Source organism: Thiomonas sp. TH-17, assembly GCF_057473305.1.
This window is the reverse complement of record NZ_JBYCKI010000295.1, coordinates 1-10563: the sequence shown is the minus strand read 5'-3', so window position 1 is coordinate 10563 and position 10563 is coordinate 1. Positions and strand designations below refer to the sequence as shown.

11 protein-coding genes and 3 pseudogenes are annotated in these 10563 nt (G+C 62.0%); 4 read left to right on the top strand and 10 right to left on the bottom strand.

The annotated features are described in order from the left end of the window. On the top strand, nucleotides 1-1088 hold a 1088-nt coding region (locus AC2VLV_RS16490), incomplete at its 5' end, for a DEAD/DEAH box helicase (protein ID WP_486990997.1). Further along, nucleotides 1085-1474, top strand: coding sequence for a hypothetical protein (locus AC2VLV_RS16485; protein WP_486990996.1), 390 nt, complete (start codon nucleotides 1085-1087; stop codon nucleotides 1472-1474). The genes AC2VLV_RS16490 and AC2VLV_RS16485, both read left to right, overlap by 4 nt. Before the next feature lie 34 nt (nucleotides 1475-1508). Here AC2VLV_RS16485 and AC2VLV_RS16480 read toward each other — a convergent pair whose 3' ends face one another. Both AC2VLV_RS16480 and AC2VLV_RS16475 read right to left on the bottom strand, forming a co-directional pair. Beyond that, nucleotides 1509-2192, bottom strand: coding sequence for a hypothetical protein (locus AC2VLV_RS16480; RefSeq protein ID WP_486990995.1), 684 nt, complete (start codon nucleotides 2190-2192; stop codon nucleotides 1509-1511). 503 nt (nucleotides 2193-2695) lie between these two features. Then, nucleotides 2696-2821: pseudogene (locus AC2VLV_RS16475) on the bottom strand (YqaE/Pmp3 family membrane protein); the annotation flags it as partial. On the opposite strand from AC2VLV_RS16475, the pseudogene AC2VLV_RS16470 reads away from it, so the two are divergent. Next, nucleotides 2807-3162 (top strand): annotated as a pseudogene (locus tag AC2VLV_RS16470) (transposase); the annotation flags it as partial. The pseudogenes AC2VLV_RS16475 and AC2VLV_RS16470 overlap by 15 nt on opposite strands. On the opposite strand, the gene AC2VLV_RS16465 reads toward AC2VLV_RS16470, so the two are convergent. From AC2VLV_RS16465 to AC2VLV_RS16445, 5 genes are all read right to left on the bottom strand, one after another. Beyond that, complete coding sequence (locus AC2VLV_RS16465) at nucleotides 3149-3742, bottom strand: hypothetical protein (RefSeq protein WP_486990994.1); 594 nt, start codon at nucleotides 3740-3742, stop codon at nucleotides 3149-3151. The pseudogene AC2VLV_RS16470 and the gene AC2VLV_RS16465 overlap by 14 nt on opposite strands. A gap of 53 nt (nucleotides 3743-3795) precedes the next feature. Continuing rightward, nucleotides 3796-4416, bottom strand: a complete 621-nt coding sequence (locus AC2VLV_RS16460) for a WD40/YVTN/BNR-like repeat-containing protein (protein ID WP_486990993.1) — start codon at nucleotides 4414-4416, stop codon at nucleotides 3796-3798. A gap of 606 nt (nucleotides 4417-5022) precedes the next feature. Next, nucleotides 5023-5607 carry a hypothetical protein gene (locus AC2VLV_RS16455; protein ID WP_486990992.1) on the bottom strand — a complete coding sequence of 195 codons (585 nt, stop codon included), beginning with the start codon at nucleotides 5605-5607 and terminating at the stop codon, nucleotides 5023-5025. Nucleotides 5608-5896: 289 nt separating this feature from the next. After that, complete coding sequence (locus tag AC2VLV_RS16450) at nucleotides 5897-6394, bottom strand: hypothetical protein (RefSeq protein WP_486990991.1); 498 nt, start codon at nucleotides 6392-6394, stop codon at nucleotides 5897-5899. Nucleotides 6395-6397: 3 nt separating this feature from the next. Continuing rightward, a complete protein-coding gene (locus AC2VLV_RS16445) occupies nucleotides 6398-6598 on the bottom strand; it encodes a DUF2188 domain-containing protein (protein WP_486990990.1) in 201 nt (66 codons plus the stop codon). Between the two features lie 86 nt (nucleotides 6599-6684). On the opposite strand from AC2VLV_RS16445, the pseudogene AC2VLV_RS16440 reads away from it, so the two are divergent. Further along, nucleotides 6685-7023, top strand: a pseudogene (locus AC2VLV_RS16440) (very short patch repair endonuclease); the annotation flags it as partial. A 124-nt stretch (nucleotides 7024-7147) separates the two neighbouring features. On the opposite strand, the gene AC2VLV_RS16435 reads toward AC2VLV_RS16440, so the two are convergent. The 3 genes from AC2VLV_RS16435 to AC2VLV_RS16425 form a co-directional block, all read right to left on the bottom strand. Then, entirely contained in the window at nucleotides 7148-7969 is an 822-nt protein-coding gene (locus AC2VLV_RS16435; protein WP_486990989.1) for a hypothetical protein, read from the bottom strand. Next, nucleotides 7914-9245: a DNA cytosine methyltransferase gene (locus AC2VLV_RS16430; RefSeq protein WP_486990998.1), complete on the bottom strand. Its 1332-nt coding sequence runs from the start codon at nucleotides 9243-9245 to the stop codon at nucleotides 7914-7916. The genes AC2VLV_RS16435 and AC2VLV_RS16430 overlap by 56 nt, the downstream gene beginning before the upstream one ends. A gap of 100 nt (nucleotides 9246-9345) precedes the next feature. Continuing rightward, nucleotides 9346-10383 carry a site-specific integrase gene (locus AC2VLV_RS16425; RefSeq protein ID WP_486990988.1) on the bottom strand — a complete coding sequence of 346 codons (1038 nt, stop codon included), beginning with the start codon at nucleotides 10381-10383 and terminating at the stop codon, nucleotides 9346-9348. Nucleotides 10384-10563: the final 180 nt, after the last annotated feature.

Sequence of the window (10563 nt, the reverse complement as noted above, 5' to 3'; positions counted from 1 at the left end):
GGCAGACCGTCATCGCTGACGAGTCGCATGCCTTGAAAAACGGCAATTCGGCCCGCGCGAAAGCGCTCGGGCCGGTCGTGAGTGGCGCGAAAAATCGCTGGCTCCTGAGCGGCACGCCGCTGAAAAATCGCCCGGCAGACTTGATCGAACCGCTGAAAATGCTGGGGCACTTGGATGCGCTGGGCGGCTGGCGCACGTATGTCACTCGCTACTGCGCTGGGCGGCAAGGCAAGTACGGCTGGGAGATCGATGGTGCGAGCAACCTCAACGAGCTTCGCACGCACCTTGCGGGGCTGGGCTTTGTCCGTCGCGTCAAGAGCGACGTGCTCGAAGAATTGCCGGCGAAGATCCGCAGCGTGCTCCCCGTCGAGCTTGACTCGCACGCCGGCCGCGGCATTCGCGATGCAGAAACAGCGCTGCGCGACGTCCTCGCGGGGAAAACGCGCGCCCTCGCGGACGTGGCAAATGACGATGCCGGCGGCCAGCGCGGCGACGTGTTAGGCGCGCTGGCGCGACTGCGCCGCGCGGTGGGTGTCGCGAAGATCGAGGCGGCGAACGCGTGGATCGATGGCGCGCTTGAGCAAGGTGAAAAGCCTCTTGTTTTCGCGCATCACGCCGACGTCCTCGACGGCCTCCAGGAGCACCTGCGCGATGCTGGGATCAGCTTCGTGCGCCTCGACGGCAGCACGCCGGTCGCGACGCGCCAAGACCTCGTGGACCGCTTCCAGACCAGCGAAACCGTGCGGGTGTTTTTGGGCTCGATGACCGCAGCCGGGCAAGGCATCACGCTCACTGCTGCATCGCAAGTTCTGATCGTTGAGCAAAGCTGGACGCCGGCCGAGACGGACCAAGCTGAGGACCGCGCACACCGCCTGGGCCAGACGGATACGGTCATGGTCACGCACCTGATCGCTGTCGGGACGATCGATGAACCCGTGCTCGAACTGATCAATCAGAAGCGTCAGACGGCGGCTCAAGTTGTGGATGGCGCGGATGCGGCGGCGGCGGCGGAGTCGATCGAGCGCATGCTGCTCGCGCGTTACAGCGAACACGGCATCGCGCCGGCGCAGCAGGAGATCGCGGCATGAGCGCGAACGCGAACGCGAAGTTGATCGAACGGCTGTGCGGACGCGGTGGCAAGCCGTGGAGTGATGCAACCGCCCTCGAGGTTGGCGAAATGGTTTGCGTCGGTACGCTCGCGCGCCGCGATGCAAGTCCACCGCGCCCCGGCGTTTTCCGGCGCCCGATCGGGCTTCGTGTATCACGCGCGGTGCTCGAAGACTGCGGGCGGTCGCGCACGATCATCTGCCAGCTTGCCGTGGACGCTGCCGCTGACGGACCGGGACGCCCGGCGCGCAGGGTGCGGATTCTGGCGCCGGTCAGGGGCAAGCATGGCACCAGGGCCGCTGTGGTGGAGCTTGTGGCGCGGAGTCGCGGCGCGTGGGTGGAGGTGAGGATGGAGGGCGAGGGCTGATCAGGGCAAGCCTTGGATCGCCGAGTGTCCTAATTTATTCCAGACGCCCATCAAAGAAGAGTGACGGAATGCTCGCATGCCAGCCGTCATTCATAAGCACGAGATCAGCGCGACCTTTCTGCGGTTGTGCCATTGCTGCGGCCAAACGCTTGGAGAAATCCGGGAACTCGGCCTTGATCGCTTCGCTGGTCGCCCACGCCGGAACGTTCGTAGGGGCGGCGGTGAAGTTCACAGTTGACCCGGTCGTACCGTCCATCTCCTTGCCAGGTACGGTAAAATTTACCACTTTGACGACCTTGTAGTGGGCCGCGCAGAACGCTAACCAGTCCGGCCGTTGTAGCGCCTTCTTGCCCGCATCGGTCAATGAGTAGATCTTGCCAGGCACTTGCTTGTTGCTGAGCTCCGCTTTCACCTGCGCATCGGTCGAGGTTATCAAGCCAGCTTTCACCAGTGCATCGAGAGCTCTGAAAATTTGCGCATTCGTATTTTTCGCATCCTCCGCGCTCATAGCCACATTCGCTTGATATGGCTTCAGCGGCACCGAGAGTGGGTATTTTGTGCCAATCTGGCCGAGGAAACCTGGGGTTAATCTGATGCAGACTTTGGATAACGGAACGTTGATGGCTTTGGCAAAATTGGCGTTGCTCACCGACGTGGAGGAACCGCAACCTGCGAGCAGCAGTGCGGCGATCGGAACAAGCACATGGCGAAATTGCATTATGATCTCTCCTTAAGTTGTCGTTGTTGGCAGGTGGAGATGGTGTCCGTTTTTTTGATGGAAATTCTGGAAGACGAGTCGCAGAGTTTTGATCATCCGCGGAATCTATTACCAGTAGATAGTAATTGAACATCTTGACGACCCGCCAGTCCATTCAGTAGTCACGTTAAAGGTGTTGGTTAATTGCCAATTTAATGAACATTGCGGGATACTTAATGGGCCAAAACAAAAGCATGCGTAGCTTAGTTGAGGAGACATTTTCAAGTGTATTATACATAGGGTGCCAAGATATAAGATTGCGAAGCACAATTCTGTTAAGAATGAACCCGGAAACAAGATAATCAATGATCACAATCAAAGCTGTTACATGCCTCCACTGCGTAAATAACACGATAAAAATAACTAGCAAAGTCAAATAAATGATCCAGGCTTTGCCAACCGTTGTTTTCGGGTTTGATGCTTGAATTTCATCGCCTGACATGGTTTTCTGCTCCTCGCTGTTGTTAGTTAAAATTTCTTGATGCGGCTTTGATTTTTTGATCCGTTTTGTACTGGCTGAGCGCATAGACAGCCCAAATGGTGGCAGGCAGCCAGCCGAGCAAAGTGAACTGAAGCAGCAGGCAGATCACGCGCATACCGTGCTGGAAACCGCGGGCGGACGCGCGGCGACCGAGATCAAGGGCGCGCGCTTGGTCAACGTGGTGCTCGGCAACGTCAAGCGCGTGCGATCAGTGGCTGCTACGACCAACGGAAGTCCCCAAGGGACCACGCCATGCGGCAGGCCAAATATGCGCGGCGCTATCTGGCCGAAGCCGCCTATCGATTTAACCGCCGGTTTCGCCTCCCCGAGATGCTGCTGCGGCGGGCGCGGGCGATGGTGCTGTGCAAGCCATGGCCAGAGCCGAGATTGCGCGCCGTCGACAATTTTCATGGCTGTGCGTCGTCGCTAATCAGGTTCACCTATATGTGAATAGCCACGTACCATCCGCGCCCTTGACCATGGCGTACTGCATTGTGGCATCTTCGCCACTTAACGCCGATGTATACACAACGCTAAAACTGAAGGCGTTGAGTGCGTGCATACGCCAGCCATCGATGCGCGTGATGTTGACACATTGTGATTTCGAGGCGTATCGCATCCTGGACATTGGTGAGTAAAAGATCGCGACGACGTCGTTCGGAACGACATACTGCTGGAGATACTTTTGCGGGTTCAAGCCTGGGTAGCACGCGAGAAATTGCAGGACCTTCTGCATGGTCGGCGCAGCCTGCCGGACTGCAACTCGAAGTGCCAGTTGCGTCTGCGGCTGGTTGATCTGTGAGAGCAATTGTTGCTGCTGCGCCGCAGTAAATTGCGGCATTGGCGGGCCTGGATTGGCCACCGAGGCGGTTCCATTGTTTAAATTCGCCATTTGCTGATTGAAGCCTTGAAGCTGCGCAGTCGAGCAGCCTTGCACGGATACCGTGGCCGCCAGACAGGCAACCGCCGTCAAAAACGATAGTGTTCTCACGATCCACTCCTTGAATACTTGGTTAAGGAAATTGCGCATTTGGGCCTCCCTGCCCGTTACCATCATTGCTTCTGCAGAGCAGTTTGCGAAACCTACCCACGCCGCCGTTGTCGAAGTGAAGTGACCCGCTTGGAGCTTGCGCCGCCGTCGGTGGACATGAGCATGCCGCTGCCGGGCTGGAACTCGTTGAACTCATCGCCCGTGCCCGCCAGCAGGGTGCCGTTGGGCAACTGCGCGATGGCGCCAACCGCGAGCGAGCCGGGAAATTCGCTGACCGCGCTCCACGAACCGCCGCCATCGTTGCTTTGCCACAGGCCGCCGCCGGCGGCGCCGACGATCAGGTGCTGGGCGTTGGACGGATCGATCCAGATGGTGTTGATGCGTCCGCCGACGTTGCCGGGGCCGATCTCGGTCCAGTTGATCTGTCCGGGCGCCGGGCTGGCCGCGGGGTTGGCGCCGGTGGGTTTGAACGCGCTGGTCTGCGCGCGGTGTTGCGCCAGCATGCGCGCGCGTGCGCGCAGCGCGGACTGGTACAGCGCGCCGTCGTAGCCGCCGTTCGGCGCCGACAATTCACGTTGCTGCCAGGCGGCCACGGCGCGATCGCGCGTGGAGCGGTGCAGCGCGCCGGGCGCGGTCGCGGCGACGGCGGTCAGACTGGTCACGGCGAGCACGGCCCACCAAGGAGCGCCGTTGAGCGCCGGTGTCGTGGCCATCGCGCAAGCTCCTTGAGCGGCGGCGGCAAGCAGACTACGGTCACGGTCACACCCCTGAATCAATCCTTGTTCTAGAGTGCCTGTAGAGAAGGCGCGCAACTCACCGCTGCGAAAATCCCAGGCACACCCCATCGCACCAAAGAAAGCCGCAGCGTGAAATGCTGGCTGCGGCGCGGGCGATAGTGCCGCAAGCGAGGCGTTTGTTGTAAGGCAAGCGGTGATACTTTGCGAAAAAGTATTTATAGCGTAAGTATGCCGACCGCGGCACTCGCTGGCTTGTGACGGCTGTTGGCTTCGCTGATCGTTTCACCCATCGTGTACTGGGCGATCGGTATGGGCCTCATGGCCAGCATGATCGGCTGCGCGGGCAGTCACACGTCGTAATCGACGTGTGGCGGCATGCATCGAAAAACCGGCCATCATCATTCCAACTGACCAGTGACCCTGGACACTTGCGTCGCCCCGTCGTAGGCGCTAGTCTGGCTCTCGAACGCCATAGCCGGTTCAGCGTTCGTCCGCCCGCAAGGGTCCGCACCAAGCGTGGGATAACCAAGAGATTCCGGACTACGAAGCCCCGCCACTGGCGGGGCTTTCGTTATTTTGGGGTCAGTACCGGCGCGGGCGCGGCCGGTTGCCCGTCACGGCGCCATTGATCAGGACGTGAAACCCCACGGGCTGCCTGCGGAGTCCACGCGGTGCTTGACCATAGAGCGTCGCATAGGCGCTCTGCACGATTAGCTGGATGACCGGAGGGCCGCCTGGCGCCTCCCTCGCCCTCCAGCGGCGCAGGTCAAAAAACACCTGGTACTCGTGGTCAGCAGGGAGCCCGTCAGGCTGGCCCAGCGTGAGGAAGTTCTGATCTTTCGCGTGGTAGCACTTCCGTCGCTCGATCGTACGCACGACCTCGGGCAGGTGCTTCGACAGGGCATAGCGATCCAGATCGAAGATGCGCGTTTCCCGATCATCCGAATAGCGCCACGCCGAATCGCCGGCGCCGATCTCCTTGCGAGTGAACGTGTGCATCGAGAAGCCGACACGTACATCGACCTCGAGCGCCGGATATTTTGCACTCTCCAGTAGCTGCAACGCGAACCGGAACGGGTGCAGGTGGTGGAGGGGATAAGCCACGCCAGAAACGGGGTCTGCGTGTGGCCGCCACCGCATGAGTCCGGCTGCCCAGTTCACGCCCATGCGATCAGTCCTGGTCGACCAGTTTCAGATGGGGCCGACCCAGCTTCCGTGTCAGATCCGCCGCCCGCAGCTGATCCTACCGCATGATGCCCGCCGGGCCGAATCCCTTTTCGGGACGCCATCCGCCGGGGCGCGGTTGACCCGGCGGGCTCAATCGAGCTTCTTAGCCCGCGGATGGTAGTACCGCTTGAGCATGCGTGTCGCTGGTGATCGACGCGCGTCAAGGCTGGTCGGAGATCAGGTTGTTTGGCGAGGTGTGAAGTCGCCTAAAAAAACCTCGCCCTGTTTGCTATGACGCTTGTGCCCGCGCCTGATTGTCATCGGCCAGCCAGCATTCGTACTTTGAAGCTATCCCCTTTGCTTCGCCGAGCGCGGCGTGCCGTCTGACAAGCTCTTCCTCGAGCGCTTCCGGGGAATAGCCGCGATAGTCGGGATCGGCGACGGGGAGGGCTTGCGCAAGCCTTTGCTGGTGCTCGCCGTCCTTGCGAAGCTCATCGCGGCAGAACTGCATGGCCCCAGATTGGGCGCGCCCACTCGCAGCCAAGATGCTCTCGCGCGATAGCTTCGCCCTGTCCAGCAACTCGGGCAACGCGCGGACAAGGTTCTTGATCTCGGTATCCGCCTTGCGCAGTTCAAGGCGCAGGTCTAGCGTCTTCATCTTCCCGGCGCGCCGGTAGCCGCGCCATCCGAGCACGGTTCCCAGACAACCGGACACAATGCCGAGGACACTAAGTCCTAAACTGATGTAGCTCAACCATGCAGGAGAAACGATGCCGCCGGCAGGCATCAACTATGCCTTGCGCCACTGATCTGGCTGTCCGCGCGTGGTGTGCCGAACTCGCTCAACGTCAGGACGGCTTGCGCCCATCCGTTGCGCAATCTTGATCGCTTCGCGTTGTGTCGGCGCCACCGCGCTGGCCCTACTGGATCCGGGCTTGCGGACCGCATAGTCGCCTTGCTCCCGCTGCTCGACAAATAGCTTGTTGCTCATGATAACCGCCTTGGATGTGACGTAGATCACAATATATTGACCCGAACAGTACCTTTCAACCCTACATGTAGTGCGCCCGCCGATAAATGGACAGGCTTTCGCGAGAGGCGCGCAGTCGGCTTATGAGCCGGGTGCGGTCGCAAGATACCGACCCCGAGATGCGGGTGCGCAGGGTCGCGCACGCCATGGGGCTGCGGTTCCGACTGCATCGACGCGACCTGCCCGGATGTCCTGACATGGTCCTGCCAAGACATCGGCTGTGCGTGTTCGTGCACGGATGCTTCTGGCACCGACATCCAGGGTGCCCGAAGGCGACGACTCCCAAGAGCCGCGTCGCGTTCTGGCGAGCCAAGTTCGAACGGAACGTAGCGAGAGATGCAGAGGTGGCCAGGAGCCTGCGCGCCGCGGGCTGGCGGGTGGCCGTGATTTGGGAGTGTCGGGTGCGCGACAGTGCGTATGTCAGACGGAGGCTGGGCGCGGCGATTGGCGCGGCCGAGGTGCCGCGCGCGCGGCAGTCTGAGAGACCAGTTCCTCCCTCAAATCGCCGGGTCAGCCAAGACCCGGCGGGCAGTCGCCGGCAGGCGACAGCCTGTAGTGCTTCTCGCAGACGATGCGAACCTCGTTCTCGTGCAGCGCGAGTTCGAACATCGCGATCAGGTCGCCAGGCATGAACTGCGCGCTGACTGCTCTGCACCGGAGTCGAGAAAACTTCTCCGCGCAGTAGGCGAGGTCCTGTTCCGTCTGAGCCGGACTGAGCCTGTCGCTGCCGCCCTTGGCCTGCACGGGCACGACGTAGTGGTTGCCGTCCTTGTCGAGCCCTACGTAAAGTTCGTCGATCTCGATCTGTCCGATGCCCTCCACGGCCGTGCGCAAGTGGTTTTGCAGCGAATAGGCCGTGACGCCGAGAAAGATGTCCACGAGCCGGTTGTATCGGACCTTCGCAAGCAGGGCCTGCTCGTCGCTGAGTGCGTATGCCGAGATGATTTCCGGCGTGGCGTCGGGGACATTGATCGTGATGAGCGCCGGATTCGGTTCGATGAAGAGGGTGCGCGAAAGTATGAACCTGTAGATGCCGCGCCCGGCGAGTTGGATCCTCCACTTAAGGCCTTCCGGCTGAGTGTCCAGGATCGCCCGAGGCAGGTCCCGGCGGAACCTGTACGCGTAGACCACGTCGCCGACGTTGGCGATGGCGGTTCCGTTGTTGGCGCTCATGACGTCGGCACCGCTGCCGGCCGCGACGAGCGCGGCGCGGTCGAAGGTGAACTGCGCGAGACCTCGACTCCAGATGCCGAAGAAAACCTTGCTTATCGCAAGGTCATATGCAACATCCCGATTCGATGGGCTGCGTGGCGTTTTCGGTGCGCTTGGCATGCTCGGCCTTTGCCTCGTTGGATCGGGCGCGTTTCGCGATGGTATCGCCGGGAACGCCGAAATGCGCGGAGGCCGCGCTCATGTCGAAATAAAGAAGCGCCTCTGCCCCGAGGCGAAGAGGACGGTCGGGTCGTTTCGGTTGGACTCCGAGCGCTTCGCGCACCCGCTCGGCGACCGCGCGCGCCAAGAGCGGCGGCACGGAGTTCCCGATCTCGCGAAAACCGTGCCACTTGGTGGCGTGGAACCTGAACCAGTCGGGATAGGCGTGCAGGCGAGCCGCTTCGCGCACCGTGATCACCCGCGGCAGCGACGGATGGATCGGACGCGGCGAAGTGAAGGCGCCACGCGCGCTGTCCGTCCCCGCGCGAAGCGTGTTGCATACGCTTCCCGAGTCGAGCTTGTGGAACCGGCTGATCGGCTCGACCTTGCCTGGCCGCGTCGCGAGGAACCGTTCGCGCGAGACGTCGGTGTGCTCCGTTCTCGTACTGGAAGTCAGGATCGCGCGGTCGAAGATTCGTGGATGCGAATAGTCCTCGGGATCGTCTTGGAGACCCCTCAGTCTTCGCGAATAGGCGGAGCCGCGGCCAAACCTCGCGCGGACGGCGTCCGAGTAGAGCAGCGCGTCGAACCCGTCGGCGTCCGGCAGGTCGCCGATCGCCTCCGAGACGGAGACCCGCGCGCGGGTCTCGCGCGGGTAGCTCGGAAGCGGCAGCCCCTTGCGTGCGCCCATGAGGAACAGACGGCGGCGATCCTGCGGCACGCCGAAGTCCGCGGCGTTGAGGACGCGGTAGTCCTCGACGACGTCGTAGCCATTCTCCTTGAACGCGGCGATCACTTCCTCGAGAAAGCGTCGATGCTTGCCCAAAGTGAGTCCCTTCACGTTCTCGAAGACGAAGTAGTCGGCCGCTAGTTCGACGACGAGCCGGACGAACTCGAAGACGAGGCGATTCCGCGGGTCGTCCAGGGCGCGCTTGCCTATCGTCGAAAACCCTTGGCAGGGAGCGCCGCCGAACACGACGTCGATCTTCGCTTCGCCGATGCCCGCCGCTCGCCGCACCTCGGCTCCGGAAAGGCCGGAGACGCTTCGGCAGATCGTCGCGCAACCCGGGAAGTTGAACTTGTGCACCGCCGCGTGAATCGGATCGATCTCCACGGCGGCGGCGACGTCGAACCCCGCCTGCTCGAATCCCAAGGAAAGCCCGCCGCAACCGGCGAACAGATCTATTGCGATGGGTCGGGCTTCGCGGCGCGGTCTCGTTGTCCTGCGTATGCGCATGTCGTTCTGCTTTTCCGGTGGCTGTGACGTGGAACGGTATGGCCGATTTGTATCATGGATTGAGAGGACATCTTCGCGGTTCATCTTGATCCACGTCACCTCAACCGAGCTTCTTCGCCAGATCCGCCGCCCGCGGATGGTAGTAGCGCTTCAGCATCCGCAGATCCTTGTGGCCGGTGACGGCGGCCAGTTCGATCAGGTTGGGCAGCTTCTCTGCAAGCCGCGAGGTGGCCTCATGCCGCAGGTCGTGGAAGTGCAACCCCTCGATGCCCGCGCGCTTGCATGCGCGGCCCCAGGCGAGCTTGACCGCCTGTGCGCTGATCGGGAACACCCGTCCGCCCGGCGGGCGTGCAAGCGCTTCCAGCACGGCCACGGCGCGGCTCGACAGGGGCACCGTCCGCGCCTCACCGTTCTTGGTGTCCTCGAGGTGCGCGGTCTGTGCCTTGAGGTCTACGTTGTCCCAAGTCAGTGCCAGCAACTCGCCCTGACGCATCGCGGTTTCGATCGCGAGTTGCACCAGCGGTCGCATCCATGCGTTGCGCGTGCCGACTCGGTAAGCGCCGGCGCGCTTCGCGCCGCGCACCTTGCCAGCGTGATTCTCGAGTGACATGAGCAGGCGCTGTTCCTCGTCGCCCTCCAGGCGGCGATCGCGGGCGCGCACAGGTGCGGGGCGGCGAACTGATGCCACGGGGTTGCCGGGCAGGGCGATCATGCGCTCCCTGATTCCCCAATTGATTACCGCTGACAACAGGTTAAGCTCACGGTTCACCGTGGATCCCTGTGCGCCGCCGGCCAGGCGCGCATCGCGCCACCGCGCGACGACGGCAGGTGAGATCGCTAGTAGGCTGTAGGAACTGATCGGGTCGCGTTGCAGTGAGCGCAGGCGGATGATTTCAACGTCGGCACCGCGCTTGAGCGGCGCGACTTCGAGCACGTAGTCATCGAGCAGCGCATGCAGCGTGATGGTCTCGGCGCTGGCGCGATCGGTCCACTGGCCGCGGTCAAGGTCGCCCTCGACCCTCCTCGCCCATGCTTCTGCATCATCTTTTCTGGTGAAGCTCTTGCGTTGTGCTGGATAGCCCTTGCGTCGTACGCGGGCGTGCCAGAGACCGCTTGGAAGTTGATCGATGCTCGCCATGATTGGCTACCACGTGGCTATGGAGAGCCGACTATGCCTCGAAAACAGCGCTATTACTAGCTATAAAGGCGCAGCAAACCCCCATTCACACGGCAGGAGTCATAGGTTCGATCCCTATACCGCCCACCAAAATCAATCGGCTCTTCGTGGAAACCTGTGGGTGACCGGCAGCCGGTGATT

Excerpts from the sequence above, each read along its gene's own strand:
- AC2VLV_RS16465 (WP_486990994.1), bottom strand. The coding sequence starts at position 3,742 with ATGCGCAATTTCCTTAACCAAGTATTCAAGGAGTGGATCGTGAGAACA.
- AC2VLV_RS16430 (WP_486990998.1), bottom strand. The coding sequence starts at position 9,245 with ATGCGCATACGCAGGACAACGAGACCGCGCCGCGAAGCCCGACCCATC.
- AC2VLV_RS16455 (WP_486990992.1), bottom strand. The coding sequence starts at position 5,607 with ATGGGCGTGAACTGGGCAGCCGGACTCATGCGGTGGCGGCCACACGCA.
- AC2VLV_RS16450 (WP_486990991.1), bottom strand. The coding sequence starts at position 6,394 with ATGCCTGCCGGCGGCATCGTTTCTCCTGCATGGTTGAGCTACATCAGT.
- AC2VLV_RS16485 (WP_486990996.1), top strand. The coding sequence starts at position 1,085 with ATGAGCGCGAACGCGAACGCGAAGTTGATCGAACGGCTGTGCGGACGC.
- AC2VLV_RS16435 (WP_486990989.1), bottom strand. The coding sequence starts at position 7,969 with ATGCCAAGCGCACCGAAAACGCCACGCAGCCCATCGAATCGGGATGTT.
- AC2VLV_RS16460 (WP_486990993.1), bottom strand. The coding sequence starts at position 4,416 with ATGGCCACGACACCGGCGCTCAACGGCGCTCCTTGGTGGGCCGTGCTC.
- AC2VLV_RS16480 (WP_486990995.1), bottom strand. The coding sequence starts at position 2,192 with ATGCAATTTCGCCATGTGCTTGTTCCGATCGCCGCACTGCTGCTCGCA.
- AC2VLV_RS16445 (WP_486990990.1), bottom strand. The coding sequence starts at position 6,598 with ATGAGCAACAAGCTATTTGTCGAGCAGCGGGAGCAAGGCGACTATGCG.
- AC2VLV_RS16425 (WP_486990988.1), bottom strand. The coding sequence starts at position 10,383 with ATGGCGAGCATCGATCAACTTCCAAGCGGTCTCTGGCACGCCCGCGTA.